This is a genomic window from Brevundimonas sp. GW821-FHT02A10, from assembly GCF_059422025.1.
Genome location: NZ_JBWKWC010000001.1, coordinates 284,987 through 302,918, shown reverse-complemented (window position 1 = coordinate 302,918; position 17,932 = coordinate 284,987). Strand labels below are relative to the sequence as shown.

Annotated in this window: 19 protein-coding genes and 1 riboswitch; of the genes, 15 read left to right on the top strand and 4 right to left on the bottom strand. The window is 68.8% G+C overall.

Annotated elements, in window-relative coordinates:
• The first annotated feature begins 25 nt into the window (after positions 1-25).
• The gene (locus AC07U0_RS01265; RefSeq protein ID WP_494718222.1) at positions 26-586 is read left to right on the top strand and encodes a hypothetical protein; all 561 of its coding nucleotides are present in this window, start codon (positions 26-28) and stop codon (positions 584-586) included.
• Entirely contained in the window at positions 583-933 is a 351-nt protein-coding gene (locus AC07U0_RS01260) for a hypothetical protein (RefSeq protein ID WP_494718221.1), read from the top strand. The genes AC07U0_RS01265 and AC07U0_RS01260 overlap by 4 nt, the downstream gene beginning before the upstream one ends.
• Before the next feature lie 233 nt (positions 934-1,166).
• Here AC07U0_RS01260 and cobU read toward each other — a convergent pair whose 3' ends face one another.
• Entirely contained in the window at positions 1,167-1,682 is a 516-nt protein-coding gene (gene cobU, locus AC07U0_RS01255; protein ID WP_494718220.1) for a bifunctional adenosylcobinamide kinase/adenosylcobinamide-phosphate guanylyltransferase, read from the bottom strand.
• Between the two features lie 35 nt (positions 1,683-1,717).
• Positions 1,718-1,924, top strand: a riboswitch (cobalamin riboswitch).
• 150 nt (positions 1,925-2,074) lie between these two features.
• Here cobU and AC07U0_RS01250 point away from each other — a divergent pair.
• Genes AC07U0_RS01250 through AC07U0_RS01200 form a run of 11 tightly spaced genes read left to right on the top strand, consistent with a single transcriptional unit; the run spans position 2,075 to position 12,940 of the window.
• Complete coding sequence (locus tag AC07U0_RS01250; RefSeq protein ID WP_494718219.1) at positions 2,075-4,057, top strand: TonB-dependent receptor plug domain-containing protein; 1,983 nt, start codon at positions 2,075-2,077, stop codon at positions 4,055-4,057.
• Between the two features lie 4 nt (positions 4,058-4,061).
• Positions 4,062-5,039 carry a threonine-phosphate decarboxylase CobD gene (gene cobD, locus AC07U0_RS01245; RefSeq protein WP_494718218.1) on the top strand — a complete coding sequence of 326 codons (978 nt, stop codon included), beginning with the start codon at positions 4,062-4,064 and terminating at the stop codon, positions 5,037-5,039.
• The gene (cobO, locus tag AC07U0_RS01240) at positions 5,036-5,641 is read left to right on the top strand and encodes a cob(I)yrinic acid a,c-diamide adenosyltransferase (RefSeq protein ID WP_494718217.1); all 606 of its coding nucleotides are present in this window, start codon (positions 5,036-5,038) and stop codon (positions 5,639-5,641) included. Before cobD ends, cobO begins: the two co-directional genes overlap by 4 nt.
• Positions 5,641-6,519 carry an ABC transporter substrate-binding protein gene (locus tag AC07U0_RS01235; protein ID WP_494718216.1) on the top strand — a complete coding sequence of 293 codons (879 nt, stop codon included), beginning with the start codon at positions 5,641-5,643 and terminating at the stop codon, positions 6,517-6,519. The genes cobO and AC07U0_RS01235 overlap by 1 nt, the downstream gene beginning before the upstream one ends.
• A complete protein-coding gene (locus AC07U0_RS01230; RefSeq protein WP_494718215.1) occupies positions 6,516-7,502 on the top strand; it encodes a FecCD family ABC transporter permease in 987 nt (328 codons plus the stop codon). The genes AC07U0_RS01235 and AC07U0_RS01230 overlap by 4 nt, the downstream gene beginning before the upstream one ends.
• Complete coding sequence (locus AC07U0_RS01225) at positions 7,499-8,269, top strand: ABC transporter ATP-binding protein (protein ID WP_494718214.1); 771 nt, start codon at positions 7,499-7,501, stop codon at positions 8,267-8,269. The genes AC07U0_RS01230 and AC07U0_RS01225 overlap by 4 nt, the downstream gene beginning before the upstream one ends.
• A complete protein-coding gene (gene cbiB / locus AC07U0_RS01220; RefSeq protein WP_494718213.1) occupies positions 8,250-9,215 on the top strand; it encodes an adenosylcobinamide-phosphate synthase CbiB in 966 nt (321 codons plus the stop codon). The genes AC07U0_RS01225 and cbiB overlap by 20 nt, the downstream gene beginning before the upstream one ends.
• Positions 9,203-10,684: a cobyric acid synthase gene (locus AC07U0_RS01215; RefSeq protein ID WP_494718212.1), complete on the top strand. Its 1,482-nt coding sequence runs from the start codon at positions 9,203-9,205 to the stop codon at positions 10,682-10,684. The genes cbiB and AC07U0_RS01215 overlap by 13 nt, the downstream gene beginning before the upstream one ends.
• Positions 10,681-11,682, top strand: a complete 1,002-nt coding sequence (cobT, locus tag AC07U0_RS01210; protein WP_494718211.1) for a nicotinate-nucleotide--dimethylbenzimidazole phosphoribosyltransferase — start codon at positions 10,681-10,683, stop codon at positions 11,680-11,682. The genes AC07U0_RS01215 and cobT overlap by 4 nt, the downstream gene beginning before the upstream one ends.
• The gene (gene cobS / locus AC07U0_RS01205; protein ID WP_494718210.1) at positions 11,682-12,449 is read left to right on the top strand and encodes an adenosylcobinamide-GDP ribazoletransferase; all 768 of its coding nucleotides are present in this window, start codon (positions 11,682-11,684) and stop codon (positions 12,447-12,449) included. The genes cobT and cobS overlap by 1 nt, the downstream gene beginning before the upstream one ends.
• A complete protein-coding gene (locus tag AC07U0_RS01200) occupies positions 12,446-12,940 on the top strand; it encodes a tyrosine phosphatase family protein (RefSeq protein WP_494718209.1) in 495 nt (164 codons plus the stop codon). The genes cobS and AC07U0_RS01200 overlap by 4 nt, the downstream gene beginning before the upstream one ends.
• 8 nt (positions 12,941-12,948) lie before the next feature.
• Here AC07U0_RS01200 and AC07U0_RS01195 read toward each other — a convergent pair whose 3' ends face one another.
• From AC07U0_RS01195 to AC07U0_RS01185, 3 genes are read right to left on the bottom strand one after another with little or no spacing between them, the layout of a single operon-like run.
• Entirely contained in the window at positions 12,949-14,376 is a 1,428-nt protein-coding gene (locus AC07U0_RS01195; RefSeq protein ID WP_494718208.1) for a DUF6880 family protein, read from the bottom strand.
• Between the two features lie 39 nt (positions 14,377-14,415).
• The gene (locus tag AC07U0_RS01190) at positions 14,416-15,018 is read right to left on the bottom strand and encodes a response regulator transcription factor (protein WP_494718207.1); all 603 of its coding nucleotides are present in this window, start codon (positions 15,016-15,018) and stop codon (positions 14,416-14,418) included.
• Positions 15,015-16,457 (bottom strand): sensor histidine kinase, encoded by a 1,443-nt coding sequence (locus tag AC07U0_RS01185; RefSeq protein WP_494718206.1) that lies wholly within the window; start codon positions 16,455-16,457, stop codon positions 15,015-15,017. The genes AC07U0_RS01190 and AC07U0_RS01185 overlap by 4 nt, the downstream gene beginning before the upstream one ends.
• Before the next feature lie 192 nt (positions 16,458-16,649).
• Between AC07U0_RS01185 and AC07U0_RS01180 the strand changes: the two genes are divergently transcribed.
• Positions 16,650-17,087 (top strand): response regulator, encoded by a 438-nt coding sequence (locus tag AC07U0_RS01180; protein WP_494718205.1) that lies wholly within the window; start codon positions 16,650-16,652, stop codon positions 17,085-17,087.
• 139 nt (positions 17,088-17,226) lie between these two features.
• A complete protein-coding gene (locus tag AC07U0_RS01175; RefSeq protein ID WP_494718204.1) occupies positions 17,227-17,895 on the top strand; it encodes a TorF family putative porin in 669 nt (222 codons plus the stop codon).
• The last annotated feature ends 37 nt before the right edge of the window (positions 17,896-17,932 follow it).

Below are 17,932 nucleotides of genomic sequence, written 5' to 3'. Positions count from 1 at the left end.
GCCGAGCCATGATCAAGGACCGACCATGACCGGGTTGCCTCTGTTGCCCGACCGGACCTGCGGCGGCTGCGTGGAGTGCTGCCGCTATATTCCGCTCGACCTGCCCGAACTGGCCAAGCCGACGGGCGCGCTGTGCGCCTATTGCGTCGACGGGGCGGGATGCGGCGTGCATGCGATCCGGCCGCAGACCTGCCGGACCTGGTTCTGCGTCTGGCGGGTGGTGGAGCTGTCAGACGACTGGCGGCCCGACCGCAGCGGGGTGATCGTCCGGCCCGACGGCCTGACCGAGGGGGATATCACCCTCTATGTCATCGAGCGCTCCGACTTCCTGCTGTCCGACGACTTCTTCGACACCGTGGTCCACTGGATCGACAGCGGCATCCGGCTGGCGCTGAGCATCCCAGGGCCGGTTGGAACCTTCCCCGTGCGGGCAGTGGTGACCGACTATCTGAAGCAGGCGATCACGGCGGGGGACCGCGACCTGTTCGACGACCTGGTCGAGCGGTCGCTGGACAGTCTGGCGCGGCACGACTGGCAGCCGGATGGGGTCGTCGCCCGCTATGCCATCGGGGAGACGCCCTCGTGATGCGGCCACGTTGGACGCAGGGCAGTGCGGGCCCGCGCGCACCCAAGTCGCTGTCGAGCGACCCGGGCGCCAATCGGATACGCTGGATCGGGGCCATAGTCCTGGCGGTCGTGGCCTACTGGACCTACAGCCATCAGAAGCCGGGCTTCGCCCGCCGGGCCGAAGCGGCGGCGAAGGCGGCAGGGGCGACCGAGGTTCATTTCGACCCGGCGCGTCAGAGGAACGGCAAGACGGTGATCTGCGGCGTCGCCGACGGCAAGCTCGTGATCTATCGCGAGCCGCAGGGGCTTTCGAAAGACGACGGGTCGCTGGCCTTCATCACCCTGTTCCGCGACGGCTGCGCGTGAGGGGTTTGGGCAGGGCGCCTCGAAAACGGGGTGACAGACTGCCAAATCCTGCCATCGATATTGAGTAAAAACAGAAGCTTGGCAAATTCGGTGTGACCGAGACTGCCAGATTATGCGAAATCGGACCCTCGGCGCACCGGGCGGCGAGGGGTAGGCTGAACATTTCAAAGACCCACCCTGTGACATGGCGACACCTGTTCAGCGGCGCAAGCACAACGCAGGAATAAATTCCTCTAATTGAGTCTCAGCGGCAGGCCGGCGACGATCAGCATCGTCTCTTCGGCGACCTTGGCCAGCCGCTGATGCAGACGCCCGGCGTGGTCGCGGAAGGCGCGGGCGAGGGCGTTGTCGGGGACGATGCCCCAGCCGACTTCATTGGAGACCAGCAGCAGATCGGCCGGACAGGCGACGACCGCGTCCACGAGCACATCGAACGCCGCCTCGATGTCGGCCTCGGCCAGCATCTGGTTGCTGAGCCACAGGGTCAGGCAGTCGACCACGCAGACGTCGTCGGGCGCCAGGGCGGCGAGGGCGGCGGCCAGGTCCAGCGGCGCCTCCACCGTGGTCCAGCGGTCGTCGCGATCAGCCTGATGGCGGGCGATCCGGTCGGTCATTTCGGTGTCGAAGGCCTGGGCCGTGGCGATCATGACAAGGCGGCGATGCATCGGGGCGGCGATGGATTCGGCGCGGTTCTGGGCATGAGCCGTCTTGCCGGAGCGGGCGCCGCCGAGAACGAGCGTGGTCGGCATCAAGACACTCCATTGCCTGCCGCTACGCTTTGGCCTAAGTCGGCCTCGCGACAGGTTCCCCGGAAACGGGGATGAAAAGGGAACTCGGGTGTAAATCCCGGACTGCCCACGCAACTGTAAGCGGCGAGCCCGCGCACCATTAGCCACTGGACCCCGAAGGCGAAAGCCGGACGGCCTGGGAAGGCGGTGCGCACCGGCATTGACCCGTGAGCCAGGAGACCTGCCCGTCGTGGTCGTCCTTCGCGCGGACGTGGTGTGCCGAGCGGAACGGGTCTTTCCCGAATGACGACGTCTGTTGGGCTGCGTGCGAGCGCGGCCGTGACCGGGCGCGTCCGCAACCGATCATGGTCTCGTTCGGCCGGCTCGTTGTCGAGCAAGGGATTGGACCCGCTATGAGACCTGAACTGTACCTGGGCGCCGCGACAGCCGCGCTTCTCCTGACCGCAAACGCCGCTTCGGCGCAAACTGCCCCGCAAACCGAGGACTCGACCCTGCTGGGCGACGTCGTCGTCACCGCCAACCGTTCGGCCCAGGCGGCCGACCGCGTCGGGCAGTCGGTGGCCGTCCTGACCACCCAGCAGATCGAGGCCAGCCAGACGGTCGAGATCGTCGACCTGCTGGTCCGCACGCCCGGCGTCAGCCTGTCGCGCAACGGCGGCATCGGGACCACGACCTCGCTGCGCATCCGCGGCGCCGAGGCCGACCAGACCGTCTATGTCATCGACGGCGTGAAGCTGAACGACCCCTCGTCGACGGGCAGCGGCTATAACCCCGGCAACCTGCTGACCGGCGACATCGCCCGGATCGAGATCCTGCGCGGCGCCCAGTCGACCCTTTGGGGCTCCCAGGCCATCGGCGGCGTGGTCAACCTGATCACCGCCGAGCCGACCCGTCCGTTCCAGGCATCGCTGAACGCCGAGGCCGGTTCGCGCGGCACCTCCTATCTGCGTGGCGGCGTGGGCGGCGCCGGCGAATACATCAACTGGCGCGTTGCGGCTTCGCACTACCAGACCGACGGCTTCTCGACCTTCGTGCGCGGAACCGAGAAGGACGGCTATGAGAACACCGGCCTCAGCGGCCGCCTGAACATCAAGCTGTCGGACGACGTCTCCATCGACCTGCGCTCGGTCTGGTCAAACGGCCGGACCGATATCGACGGCTTCCCGGCCCCGACCTATGCCTTCGGCGACACGCGTGAATACGCCACGACCAAGGATCTGGTCGCCTATGCCGGGCTGAATTTCGATCTGTTCGACGATCGGCTGAAGAACCGCGTCGCCTATGCGTACACCCAGACCATCCGCAAGAATTTCGACCCGGCCCAGGCCGTTACCAACCTGACCTTCGATGCGCGCGGCGAAAACAAGCGGTACGAATACCAGGGCGTGTTCGATATCGCGCAGGGCTGGGTCGCCACCTTCGGCGCCGAGCATGAGGATTCTGAATTCCGTACGGCCTCACCGTCGGCGTTCGACCCCAATCCCGCGCCGACGGCTAATTCGGTCGGCCTCGACGGCTATTATCTGCAGGTTCAGGGCGAGGTGGTTTCCGGCCTGACCCTGACCGGCGGGGTGCGTCGCGACGAGCATGACACCTTCGGCGGCAAGACCCTGGGGCAGGCCGCCGTGGCCTGGTCGCTGAATGACGGCGCGACCGTGCTGCGCGCCAGCTTCGGTCAGGGCTTCAAGGCGCCGAGCCTGTATCAGCTCTACAGCGAGTACGGGAACACAGCCCTGCTACCGGAAGAGGCGGACGGCTGGGACGCCGGTGTCGAACAGCACTTCTTCGACAACAAGTTGATGCTGTCGGCGACGTACTTCAGCCGGGATACGACCAACCAGATCGACTTCGTCTCCTGCAATGGAACCGAGACCGTCGCCGCGGCGCCGCTGTGCTTCGTGCCCGGATCGATCGGCGCCGGAGCGCCGGTCAACCGCTTTGGCTACTATAACAACACCGCCAAGACCGAGGCGGACGGCGTCGAACTGGCCGGCGCGGCCTACCTCGGTCCGTTCGAGGTGCAGGCCAACTACACCTGGACCGATGCGACCAATGAATCGGCGGGCGCCAACAACGGCAAGCGTCTGGTGCGTCGCCCGGAAGAGACGGCCAACCTGTCGGCGACCTATGTCTGGCCGTTCCGCCTGTCGACGACTGTCGCGGTCCAGTATGCGGGCGAAAGCTTCAACAACGCGTCCAACTCCCAGCGTCTGGAGCCCTATACCCTGGTCGATCTGCGGGCGTCCTATCCGATTAACGACGCGGTCGAGATCTATGGCCGGGTCGAGAACGTCGGCGACGAGAAGTACGAGACGACCCGTGACTACGGCACGGCCGGTCGCGGGACCTTCGTCGGCGTGCGGGCCCGGTTCTAGGGGTATGGCAGGCGCCCTCTTTCATGGCGGGCGACTGGCGGCGGCGCGGGCGGAACATCCGTCCGCGCCGGAGCCCTGGCTCGATCTGTCGACGGGGATCAATCCTGACGGCTGGCGGGGCGTTCGCGCCCCGACCACGGCCCTGACGGTGCTGCCCGATCCGGTGGAGACGGCGGCGCTGGAGGCAGCGGCGGCCAAGGCCTTCGGCTGCGATACTGAACAGGTCGCGGCCGTGCCGGGCGCCGAGGCGGGGCTGAGACTGCTACCCGGTCTGCTGGACGTGGCCCGGGTCGCCATCGCGGCGCCGACCTACGGCAGCCATGCCGACGCCTGGCGGCAGGCGCGGGTGGAGACGACCGAGGTCGAGCGATCGGCCCTGTTCCAGCAACCGACCGACGCCCTGGTCGTGGTCAATCCGAACAATCCGGACGGGGCGATGACACCGGGCGCCGAACTGGTCGCGGCGGCCGGGCGGCGCTGGCTGGTGATCGACGAATCCTTCATCGACACCGACCCGACGATGAGCGCCATTCCGCATCTGACCGAACGGACGGTGGTGTTGCGTTCGTTCGGCAAATTCTACGGCCTGCCCGGTTTGCGGCTGGGCTTTGTGGTCGGCAGCCCGACCCTGGCGCAGCGGGTACGCGAGCGGACCGGCGACTGGCCGGTCAGCGGCGACGCTATCGCCATGGGGCGGGTCGCCTATGCCGACGACGCCTGGGCGGTGAAGACGCGGGCCGCCCTGATCTGGGATGCCGAACGGCTCGACGCCAAACTGAAGGCGACGGGGTTCGAGATCGTGGGCGGGACCAGCCTGTTCCGGCTGGCGCGTTGCGAGGATGCGAAGGGGCGGGCGTACCGGCTGGCGGAGCAGGGGCTTCTGGTGCGAACCTTCCCCCACGATCCGACGCTGATCCGTTTCGGTCTGCCGGGCAAAAGGAATTGGCGGCGGCTGAAGGCCGCTCTGGAGGCTTCACGATGACCGATCAGACGGACGCCGAGCATACGGAGGCGATGAAGGCCCTGCAGGCCGAGCGCCGCGAACTGATGCGTTCCAAGACCGAGGAGCGCGGCCTCCTGATCGTCAACACCGGCGACGGCAAGGGCAAGTCGACGGCCGGTTTCGGCATGGTCGCCCGCGCCCTGGGCTGGGGCCAGAAGGTCGGGATCGTCCAGTATATCAAGGGCAAGTGGATCACCGGCGAGCGTCAGTTCTTCCGCAAATTTCCTGATCAGGTCCGCTATGAGGTCATGGGCGAGGGCTTTACCTGGGACACCCAGGATCGGGCGCGGGATATCGCGGCGGCCGAGGCGGCCTGGGCGACCTCGCTGGAGATGATCGCCGATCCGACGCTGGATCTGGTGCTGCTGGACGAGCTGAACATCGCCCTGCGGTACGACTATCTGGACATCAACGCCGTGGTCGCCGGACTGGTGGCGCGGCCCAAGGGCAAGCATGTCTGCGTCACCGGCCGCAACGCCAAGCCCGAGCTGCTGGCCGTCGCCGATCTGGTCACCGAGATGACCCTGGTGAAGCATCCGTTCGAACAGGGCGTGAAGGCCCAGCGGGGGATCGACTTCTGATGACAGTCGACCGGCGGACAGTGCTGGCGGCGGGCGGGCTGGCGATGCTGGCCGGCTGCGGCGTCGCGCCGGCGCCGGCGCGGGCTCCGGCTGCGAACGACAGGCCGCAGCGGATCGTGTCGCTCAATCCGTGCCTCGACGTCATCCTGATCCACGTCGCCGACCGCGAGCAGATCGCGGCTCTGAGTCACTATGCGCGCGACGATTACGGCTCGACCTTCGCCCCCGTCGCCCGGACCCTGCCGTTCACCTACGAGACGGCGGAGGAGGTGATCGCCCTGCGGCCCGATCTGGTGATGACGGGACGGCACTCCTCGCTGGCGACACGCAATGCGCTGGATCGGCTGAAGATTCCTACCGCCCTGTTTGGCGTGCCCGAGACGGTCGCGGAAAGCCTGGAGCAGGTGCGCGAGGTCGCGGCGGCCGTCGGTCATCCGGAGCGCGGCGAGGTCCTGATCGCGCGGATCGAGGCGGCGCTGGCGGCGGCTGCGCCGAAGCCGGGGACGCCGCGGCTGTCGGCGCTGGTCTTCATGCCCGGCGGTTTCGCCTCCGGTCCCGGCACCCTGATGGACGAGATGATGCGGCGGATGGGGCTGGACAATGCGGCCTCCCGTTACGGACTGAAGAGCTCCAGGCGCGTGCCGCTCGAACGGATCATCGCCGACCCGCCGCAGGTGCTGCTCGCCGGCGAGGCCTGGCCCGGCGCGCCGAACTGGGCCCTGCGCGTCATGACCCATCCGGCGCTCAGCCACGTCGCGGGCCATATGCAACGCGCGACCTTCCCCGAGAAGCTGCTGTTCTGCGGCGGCCCGGTTCTGATCCAGACCGCCGCCGCCCTGTCGCGGGCCCGTGAAAGCGCCTTGAAAGGTCGAGCATGAAACCGGTCAGCCGACCTCTTCTCTATGCGGGGCTGATCGCCCTGCTGCTGCTGCTCTCGGGCCTCAGCCTGATCTCCGGAAAGGTCTGGGTGCCGTTCAGCGCCTGGACGCAGCCGGACCTCGATCCGCGCTGGGCGATCGTGTTCGAGCTGCGCCTGCCGCGCACCCTGCTGGGCATCGCCGTGGGCGCCGCGCTCGGTCTCTCGGGCGCGGTGCTGCAGGGCTATACGCGCAACCCGCTGGCCGATCCGGGCGTGTTGGGCGTCTCGGCAATGGCGGCGCTGGGCGCGGTCCTGACCCTCTATTACGGCGTCACCGCCGTCGCGCCCTGGGCCCTGCCGGTGGCGGCGATCAGCGGAGCCCTGATCGGGGTGGCGATCCTGATGCTGCTGTCGGGTTCGGCCTCCAGTCTGGTGACCTTTGTGCTGGCGGGGGCGATCCTGAACATCCTGTCGAGCGCGGGGGTGTCGCTGGCCCTGTCGCTGGCGCCCAATCCCTGGGCCGTGAACGAGATCGTCGACTGGCTGATGGGCTCGCTGGCCGACCGCAGCTTCGAGGAGGTGAAGATGGCTCTGCCCTTCATCGTCGCGGGTTGCGGCCTGCTGCTGACCACGGGCCGGGCGCTGGACGCCCTGACTTTGGGGGAGACGGGCGCGCGGTCGCTGGGCGTGTCCATGCGCGTGACCCGCTGGAGCATCGCGCTGGGCGTCGGCCTCGCCGCCGGGGCCAGCGTCGCGGTGACGGGGGTGATCGGCTTCGTCGGACTGGTGACGCCGCACCTGCTGCGCCCGCTGGTCGGAGCGCGGCCCGGCGCCCTGCTGGTCCCCAGCATCCTCGGCGGGGCGGTGATCGTTCTGGCCGGCGACGTTCTGGTGCGGCTGACCCCGGCGGCGGGAGAGGTCAAGTTGGGCGTCGCCATGGCGGCCTTGGGCGCGCCCTTCTTCCTCGCGCTGCTGCTGCGTCTCAGGAGGACGATCGCATGAGCCTTCTGTCCTGTTCCCGCCTCGGCGTCGCCATCGGCGGTAAGACGATCCTGTCGGACGTGTCCCTGATGATCGACGTCGGCACGGTGACGGCCATCGTCGGTCCCAACGGCGCCGGCAAGTCAACCCTGCTGTCCTGCCTCGCCGGCCTGAGGGCGCCGTCCACGGGGTCGGTCATGCTGGACGACGCGGTGCTGTCGGAGATGAAGTCGCGCGACCGCGCCCGACGGTTGGCCTTCTTGCCCCAGACGCCGGAGATCGCCTGGTCGGTCGAGGCGCGGACTCTGATCGAGCTGGGCCGCACCCCCTTCATCGGCGCGCGAGGCCAGACCGAGGTCGACCGCGCCGCCGTGGATCGCGCCATGACGGCGGCCAACGTCCGGGAATTCGAGCATCGCATCGTCGACACCCTGTCGGGCGGCGAGCGGGCGCGGGTGCTGATCGCCCGGGGTTTGGCAGGGGAGCCGGAATGGCTGCTGGCCGACGAGCCCCTGACCGGCCTCGACCCGGCGCACCAGCTGGACGCCGCGGCCCTGTTCCGGCGTCTGGCCGACAGCGGGGTGGGGGTGGTGGTGACCCTGCATGACCTGTCGATGGCCCTGCGCATGGCCGACCGGATCATCGTGCTGGCGGAGGGGGGCGTGATGGCTGACGAACCGCCTGCGACCGCCCTGACGCCCGAGGTGCTCAGGCGCGCCTATGGCGTGGAGGCGACCGTGACCGCAGGCCCCGGCGGACCGCTGATCGATGTCATCCGGCGTGCCTAGAGGGGGCGCTCCATTCGCCCACGCATCACTGGCCCTGGCCGCGCTCGCGGTCGAGGCGGTGGTCGGCTATCCGGACCGTCTGCACCGCCGCCTGCCGCATCCGGTCATGGGTCTCGGCGCCTTGATCGATGCGGGCGAGCGGCGGCTGAACCGGAGCGATCGTTCCCCGCGTGCGAGGCGTCTGTCGGGCGTTGCGACCGTATTGGCGACGGCGGGGGTGGCGGCTCTGGCCGGGCTGGCGGCCTCGCGCCTGCCGGGACCCGCGCCGGTTCTGGCCGCGACTCTCGGCCTCGCGCAGCGCAGCCTGTACGACCACGTCGCCGCCGTCGCGAAGGCGCTGGAGGCGGACGATCTGCCCGCCGCCCGGACCGCTGTCGGGATGATCGTGGGGCGGGATACGGCGGAGCTGGACGCGTCTGGCGTCGCGACGGCCGCCATCGAAAGCCTGGCCGAAAGCTTCAACGACGGCGTCGTGGCGCCCGCCTTCTGGCTGGCTCTGGCCGGTCTGCCGGGCCTCTACGCCTACAAGGCGGTCAATACGGCGGACAGCCTGATCGGCCACAAAGAGCCCCGTTGGAAGGATTTCGGCTGGGCCGCCGCCCGCACTGACGATGTCATGAACCTGGCGCCCGCACGGCTGGCCGGGGCGTTGATCGCGATGGCCGGAGGCGGCGGCTGGACGGTCATGTTGCGTGACGCCCGTCATCACGCCTCACCCAACGCCGGCTGGCCCGAGGCCGCCATGGCCGGAGCGCTGGGCGTGAGGCTGGGCGGCCCTGTCGCCTATGACGGCGTGATGACCGACCGTCCGGTCTTCGGCGAGGGTCCGGCGCCCACCGTCGCAGACCTGAAACGCGCTTTGAATATCTATGTTCGTTCAACCGGTCTGCTATGGATGGCGGTCGCGACACTTTCGTCTCGCGGAGGTCGTGCATGGCGGCGTTGATGATACAGGGCTGCGGCTCCGACGTCGGCAAGTCGGTGCTGGTCGCGGGTCTGTGCCGGCTGTTCACCAACCGGGGCTATACGGTTCGCCCGTTCAAGCCGCAGAATATGAGCAACAACGCGGCCGTCACCGAGCCGGACGAGAGCGGCCGTCGCGGCGAGATTGGTCGCGCCCAGGCGCTGCAGGCCATCGCCTGTCGCACGCCCCTGACGGTTCACATGAACCCGGTTCTGCTGAAGCCCCAGAGCGACGTCGGCGCCCAGCTGGTGGTGCGCGGTCAGGTCGAGGCCAGCTATCAGGCGATGGCCTATCAGGACCGCAAGGCCGCCCTGCTGGACGTCGTGCTCGACAGCTTCTGGAGGCTGGAAGACGAAGCCGATCTGGTTCTGGTCGAGGGGGCAGGCAGTCCGGCCGAGATCAATCTGCGCAAGGGCGACATCGCCAATATGGGCTTCGCCCTGGCCGCCGAGGTGCCGGTGGTTCTAGTCGGCGACATCGACCGGGGCCATGTCATCGCCGCCCTGGTCGGCGCCAAGGTCGTGCTGGACGAGGCCGACGCGATCAAAGGGTTCATCATCAACAAGTTCCGGGGTGACCCGAAGCTGTTCGACTGCGGCCGCCACGAGATCATCAAACGCACGGGCTGGCCGGATATGGGGCTGGTGCCCTGGCTGGCGGCGGCGCGGCGTCTGCCGGCGGAGGACGCCGTGGTGCTGGGCGAGGCGTCTGATCGGGCGGATCGCCGCCTCAGGATCGCCGTGCCGATCCTGCGCCACATCGCCAATTTCGACGACTTCGACCCGCTGCAATCCGAGCCATCGGTCGATCTCATCTATGTGCCTCCGGGGGCGCCGCTGCCGGGCGATGCGGACCTGATCATCCTGCCGGGCTCCAAGGCGACCCTGTCCGATCTGGCCTTCATCCGCGCGCAGGGCTGGGACATCGATATCCGGGCGCACGTCCGCCGCGGCGGACGGGTTCTGGGCGTCTGTGGCGGCTTCCAGATGCTGGGCCACACCGTCGCCGATCCGGACGGGATCGAGGGTGAGGCAGGGACGGCCGAGGGGCTGGGGTTGCTGGAGATCGACACCGTGCTGGGCGGCGACAAGGTGCTGGAGCCCTGCCGTGGCCGGACCGTCGTCGGCGACGGCGCCTATGAGGGGTTCGAGATGCATATCGGCCGCACGACCGGCGAGGGGCTGACGCGGCCCATGCTGTTGCGTGAAGACGGCAAGGGCGAAGGCGCAGTCTCGGCCGACGGTCGGGTCTCTGGCTGCTACGTCCACCGGCTGTTCGACCGGGGCGAGGCGCGGGCGGCCCTGCTGGCCGAACTGGGCGCCGCCTCCGATGCGATCGACCACCGGGTCTGCGTCGATGCGGCCCTGGACGAGATCGCCGAGGCCCTGGAAGCCCATCTCGACATCGCCGCCCTGGCCAAGCTCGCCGGGTTGAAGGACTTCAAGCTGTGATCACTGAAGCTGGCCTGCGGGCGCATCTGGACGCCCAGGCCCGACCACCGGGATCGCTGGGGCGGATCGAGGATCTGGCCGTGAGGCTGGCCCTGATCCAGCAGAGCGCGACGCCGCGTGCGAACGCCTTGACCCTGTTGGTCTTCGCCGGAGATCACGGACTGACCGAGGACGGGGTGTCCCGTTATCCGTCGGCGGTGACCCAGGCGATGGTGGCCACGCTGCTGGCCGGCAAGGCCACGGCCAACGCCTTCGCCCGTGCGGTCGGGGCCGAGGTGGCAGTCGTGGATGCGGGGGTGGACGCCGATCTGCCCGGCCATCCGGCGTTGGTGGACGCCAAGGTCCGCAAGGGAACGCGCAACGCCGCCCGCGAACCGGCGATGACGCAGGACGAGGTCGCGCTGGCCCTGAGTCGCGGCGCCGAACAGGCCGCCGTCGCCATTGATCGTGGGGCCGAGGTCATCGTGCTGGGCGAAATGGGCATCGGCAACAGCGCCTCGGCGGCCCTGCTGATGCACCGTCTGGCGCCGGCGCCGCTGGCGGACTGCGTCGGGGCTGGCGCCGGCCATGACGCGGCGGGTCTGGCGCACAAGCTGGCCGTCCTGACCCGCGCCGCCGACCGGTCCGAAGCGACCGATCCGCTTGAGGTTCTGCGTCAGTTCGGCGGACTGGAGATCGCCATGATGGCCGGGGCGATCCACGGCGCGGCGGAGCGCAGGACGCCGGTGGTGGTGGACGGCTTCATCTGCACAGCTGCCGCGCTGGTCGCGATCCGGCTGCGGCCCGAGGTGCGCGACGTCTGCGTGTTCGCCCATCGCTCGGCGGAGGCCGGGCACGAGCGGATGCTGAAGGCGCTGGGCGCCGAGCCCCTGCTGGATCTGGGGCTGCGGCTCGGGGAGGGGACCGGGGGCTTGCTGGCCCTGCCCCTGCTGCGCGCGGCCTGCGCCCTGTTGTCCGAGGTCGCCAGTCTGGATGACGTTCTGGCCGGACGGATCTGATGCCCCGTCAGCTGGCCCTGTTCCTGACCGCGGTGCAGTTCCTGACCCGGGTTCCCGTGCCGACGCTCAAGGATTTCCAGCCCGACTGGACGGCACGGTCGGCGCGCTATTTCCCTCTGGTCGGGGCGCTGGTGGGGCTGTCGTCCGGCGCTGTGCTGATCGCGGCGGCGCAGGTCTGGAGCGGCGCTCTGGCAGCCCTGCTGGCGACGGCGGCGGGCATACTGATCACCGGCGCCTTTCACGAGGACGGACTGGCCGACACGGCCGACGGGCTGGGCGGCGGACAGACGGTCGAGCGTCGTCTGGAGATCATGAAGGACAGCCGGCTCGGGACGTTCGGGGTGCTGGCGCTCGGGTTCGCGCTGGCGCTGAAGGTCGCGGCCTTGGCCGAGACGCCGGTCTCATCGGTGGTGCTCGCACTGATTGCCGCCCATGCCGGAGGGCGCGGCGCGGCAGTGCTGGCGATGCGGTGGCTGCCCTACGCCGGCGACCGGGCGGCGACCAAGGTCAAGCCGACGGCGGACGGGGTGACGACGGCTGAGGTCGGCGTCGGGCTGACGTTCGTCTTGCTGGCCATGCTTCCGGCGATCCTGCTGGCGCCCGTGGCGACGGCGGGGGCGGTGGTCGCAGGCGCGACGGTCGCGATCCTGATGGCTGTGACAGCCCGTCGGCTGATCGGCGGCTGGGTGGGAGATACACTCGGGGCGACCGAGCAGGCGTTCGAGATCGGATTTCTGGTCGTCTTCGCGGGGCTGATCGCCGGATGATCGTCGTCGCTCCCCTGCATGAGGTCGAGGACGCTATCCGGATCTGGCGACCGTCGCATGTCGTGGGTCTGGCCTCGCCGGGGGCGGAGATGGCGCGGCTTCCCGCCAGCGTCGCGCGGCTGCAACTGAGCTTCCACGACATCGACGGGCCACGGGACGGGCTGCAGCCGGTGATGGAGGCCGATGTGGGGCAGCTGCTGGCCTTCGCAGGGAGCTGGCCGCGGACTGCGCCGTTGCTGATCCAGTGCTGGGCGGGCGTCAGCCGGTCTCCCGCGGCCGCCTATGCGGTCGCCTGTGCGATAAGGGCGCCGGGAGAAGAGGCGGCCTTGGCCGATGCGCTGAGGCAGACGGCGCCGTTTGCGACGCCCAATCCGCGACTGGTCGCCCTGGCCGATGCGGCGCTGGGGCGGCGGGGGCGGATGATCGAGGCGATCGCCGCGATCGGCCGGGGGGCGGAGACCTTGACCGGCGCGACCTTCGCCCTGGCTTGACGAGGGGCCTAGCGCCAGAGGCGGCCTCGCGGCGCCGGGGACAGGATTTCGAGCTCGTCGATGAAGTCGGCGTGGCTGGGCAGGGTGTCGAGGGCGCCGGGCAGTTCGGCCAGATGAGCGGCCTCGGCCGACAGAGCCCGCACTTCGTCCGACCGGCCCAGTCCCTGACGCGCCAGGGCCCGGGCGCGCGAGCGGATCAGGGCCAGGGCCGCATTGGGCCAGCGCCCCTCCAGCCGCCCGGCCCAGAGCGCTGTGTCCTCGGCCGTGGCGTGGAGTTCGTCGGCGCGGGCCAGCACCATGGTCGCCGCTTCGCGCAGGGCGGGCCAGTTGATAAGGAACCGGAGGCCCGCCGTGGCGTCGAACCAGCCGGCGGCGAAGGCCAGGGCGCGGTCGATGGCCTCGACGTCGTCGAAATCAGCCAGCCGGGCGATGTGGGCGCGCAGATGGGCCTCCGACAGGGTGCGCTCGAAGGCGATCCAGCGGGCGGTCTGGGCGTCCTCGGGGCGGCCCTCGGCGTCGAGCACGGCGATCTCGGCGGCCTCCCAGAGGGCGGAGGGCTCGGGCGCTGCGGGCGTCTTCGCGCGAAGGGCCAGCCGGGAAGGAGCGGCGATGCGCGGCTTCGAGGCGTCCAGAGCCGCGCGGGCCTCGACCGGGCGGCCGGCTTCGGCGAGGCGGCGGGCGATCTCGGCGCCGACATCGGGCTTGAGCCGGTCCTCGTCGGAAAAGGCGGCGGCCCAGGCTTCGACGTCGCCAGCCCGGTCCGCAAGCTTGCGCACCACCAGGGCCCGGCGTCCCGTCGGGCGGGGGCGTCCGGCGGTGAGCGCCTTCAGGAGGCCGGCCGCCAGCGGCTCGCTCATCGTCGGCGCCGCGCGGCCGATCCAGCCGCCCCAGTCGGAAAGCCGCGTCTCCACGGCCTCGGCCAGGATCGGTACGGCGTCCGGCCCGACCGCGGAGGCCACGGTCGCCAGATCGGGAGCGGCGTCGAAGAACAGGGCGGCCAGCTCGCCCTTGGGATCCTTCACCCGCACCGCCAGACCTGAATAGAGGTCGAACCAGGCGACCAGCCGGTCCAGCGCCAACCGCGCGTCCAGCGGCGCCAGACGGTCCACGATCATGCGGCGATGCGCCTGAAGGTCTGCGACCAGTTCGGGGCGTTTGCGCCAGGAGACGCGGGTCTTCGAAGACTCCAGAGCCGTCAGTCGCTTGTCGATCTCAAGCGCCAGATCGGGCGCTCCGACCGCGGCGGCCAGTTCGAGCTTGAGCACCCGCTTCAGATTGGCGTCGCCGACGGTGGCCTGCATCAGCAGTTCGGCCAGGACATCGGCGCCCAGCGCCGAAAGGTTGGCGGCCGAAAGGGTCTTCCGACGCGCGGGGGAGGGGGCGGTCGAAGCGGCCCGCGGAGATGTAGAGCGGGGAGACGCAGGACGTTTGGCCATCCCTCTCATGAGGGGATTCGCGAGGCCCCCGTCAACCGGTCACGTCAGGCCGAGGCTCATCCGTACGAGCGCCGACAGATTGGCGGCTTCCATCTTGCTCATGACCTTGGCGCGGAAGATCTCGACGGTGCGCGGACTGATGTCGAGCTGACCGGCGATCTCCTTGTTCGACAGCCCGCCGGCGAGGGCCTCGAACACCTGGCGCTCGCGCGCGGTCAACTGGGACAGCCGCCGGTCGATGTCGGCGCGCCGCTCCAGACTGGCGCCGACCTCTTCCACGCGGCGGATGCAGCCCTTGAGGGTCTCGACGAGGCGATGCGGCTCGAACGGCTTTTCGATGAAGTCGGTGACCCCCGCCTTCATCAACTCGACCGCCGACGAGACGTCGGCGTGGCCGGTGATGACGACGATGGGCCAGGCCTCGCCGCGCAGCTCGACCAGTTTGCGCACCACCTCGAAGCCGTCGGCGCCGGGCATCCTCAGGTCGGTGACCACGCAGGCCACCGGGTCGTTGGGCAGGTTGTCGAGAAACTCCTCACCATTGGCGAAACCGCGGGCCCGCATCCCTTCGGAGCGAAGCAGCAGGACCAGGGAGTCCCTTACGGCGAAGTCGTCCTCGACGACAAAAACGGACACCGTCACGGGTTCGGTTCCTCCTTCGCTCGGCTGAGACTGAACGTGAACGCAGCCCCGCCCATGGCGCTGCGGCCGACGGTCAGTGAGCCGCCGTGGTTTTCGACAATGGTGCGGGTGACCGACAGGCCCAGGCCCATGCCGTCCGACTTGGTGGTCATCAGGGGTTCGAACATGCGCTCGACCTGATCGGCCGGGACGCCGGGGCCACTGTCCTCGACCCGGACCTCGTAGAAGTCGGGGCAGGTCGGGCGGCCGACCAGCCGGACCTCGCGCCGGTCCCGATCGGCGACCGCTTCGACCGCGTTGCGGACCAGGTTGACGATGGCCTGCTGGAACTGGATCCGGTCGGCCATGACCCGGTCGTCGATATTGTCGATGTCGATCTGGATGCTGGCGTCGGAGGCCGGGCCCAGAAGCTGGATGATCGGCCCAAGGTCGTCGATCATCGAGGACATCCGCTCGGGCTCCAGCGGCTGGGTTTCGACGGTCAGCAGCTCACGCGCCCGGCGGATGATGGCGCCGGCCCGCAGCACCTGGCTCTTGGCCAGTTCGACCGTGCGGCTGGCGCTGTCGGCGATGATGCCCGCGCGCCCGAGATCGACCTGGCTGGCCTGGAGGTAGCTGGCCGCGGCGGTCAGGGGCTGGTTCAGCTCGTGCGACAGGATGGCGGCCATCTCGCCGAGCGAGTTCATGCGCCAGACCTGGTTCAGCTGATCGCTCAGCTCCTGGCTTCTCAGCTCGGCCGAATGCCACAGGCTGAGATCGGTCAGGGTCAGGATGGCTTCCGAAGTTTTGGGGTCCCCGGTGACGAAGGCCAGCTGGATGCCCAGAGGGAAGACGTCGCCATCGGCGCGGCGGCCCAGCCAGTATTGGTCGGCTGAATACTCGCCAGGCGGCGAGGATCTGATGATGCCGGCGTCGAAGAACTCGACGAACTCCTGGAACGGCCGGCCCGTGGCTTCGCGTTCGGCGACCCGGAACAGGGCGCAGGCCGGCTGGCTGATGGCCAGGATGACCGATCGGGAGTCGAGGGTCACCACCGGCGCTGACGCCAGCATGGCGTGTATGGTGGCGTTTCGGGTGTTGAGCTGGGTTTTCAGCTCCAGCGAGCGTTCCTTCAGCGACCGGCGCGCCCGGCCGATCTCTCCGATCGCGGCGCCGACCAGGGCGAAGAGCAGGGCGTTGACCACTGCGTCGACGGCGCTTTCGCGCGAGACCAGGACCACATTGGCGGCGATGGACAAGGCGATGGCGAGGGCAGTCGCCCGCCGCGACGCGAGCATCGCCGGCAGCATCACCGCGGGAATGAGGGGCAGATAGTAGAACTTGCCGAAGGCCTCGAGACCGAGGCGGGCCAGAAGCGCCAGTCCCACGGCGACGACGGCGAGGGCATAGCCGTTCGGCCCCCTGGAGGCCCAGTTCGAGATCGCAGCGATGCGCGCCATGAATGGTGGCGAATCTGTGGCGGAATTCACTTGGGCGACGCTCGGCACGGCCTGTTTTCTTGCCCCTTACCCTATCCGTTCGTAGCATCGCGTTCGTTAAGGGTAAATACGTAAGCAAAACACCCTAATCCGAAAGTTACGCCCGCTTCGCACCTGCACATTATCGATGGTCCTCTGACGGAGGGCCTGACGATGACTGACGCTGTGCGCATACTGGTCGTGGACGACTCCGCGGCTATCAGACAGGTGCTCGGCGGCATTCTTCGCGCCGCCGGTTGCGAGGTCGTCACGGCCGAAGGGGCGAGGGCCGCCCTGCGCTGTCTCCGGGCCTTCGAGCCCGATGTGATCCTGACCGATTTCAACATGCCACGCCTGAATGGAGAGGCATTCGTCAGGCTGATCCGGCGTGATCCCCGCCTCCTGGATCTGCCGGTTTTCGTGGTCTCCAGCGAGGACGATCCGGGCATTCAGGAACGAATGAAAGTGGCCGGCGCAGACGCCTGGTTCGACAAACCGGTCGATGTTCAGGGACTGGTGCGGACCATCCGGGCGGTCGTCTCGACGCCCCGCGAAGACACCGGTTCCCGTCCCCGCCGCCGCCCCTCTGAAGGCCTCGAAGCCGCGGCTTAGCAAGCGGTAGGTATTTTTACGTAGAGAGCGATTTACGAAGAATATTAGCCCTTTGCCTCAACCTTAACGACAACGGCGACTGCCAGAACGGCGAAATATGACCAAAGTTATACTGAAGAACACTGTAATTCGAATCGCCATGAGCGGTATTTCCGGCGTCATCGGGGCGATGATGCTGGCCGGAGCGGCCCAGGCTGCGGATCCGGTGTCGGTTCAGGTCGGCGTCGCCAGCCAGTATCTCGGCAAGGGCGTCGGCAAGAGTAACGACCAGACCAGCTATTCGGGTTCGATCGAAGTCAATCACAACGGTTTCTACGGCAGTCTGTTCGCCGCGACTGCTGAACTGTCGCAGGGCGCCGACGCTGAAGTTCTGACCACTATTGGATATCGCCGAACCGTCTCGGGCGTCGCCTTCGACGCCGCGATCATCAATCGCGACCTGCCGGGCACCCGCAAGGGCGTCGACGCCAACTACACCGAGTACCAGGTCGACGCCTCGCGCAAGTTCGGGCCGGTCTCGACGCGCTTCCGCGTCAACTACACCCACGACGGTTTCGCCGCGACGCAGGAGGCCTGGTGGGTCGAGCTGCAGGGTGGGGTTTCTCTCGATTCCAGGACCAAGGCGACGGTCGCCATTGCTGACCGCACCGCTGACGGCGGGGCCGAATACACGGCCTGGAACCTGGGCGTGAAGCGCAAGCTGAACGACCGGATCGCGGTCGATCTGCGCTGGTACGACACCGACGGCCATGAATACGGCAACCAGTACGACGGCCGTTTGGTGGCCGCATTAACCTTTTCTCTCTGATTTGAAGGGCATCTAGCCCTGAAGACCGCCCGTCCGC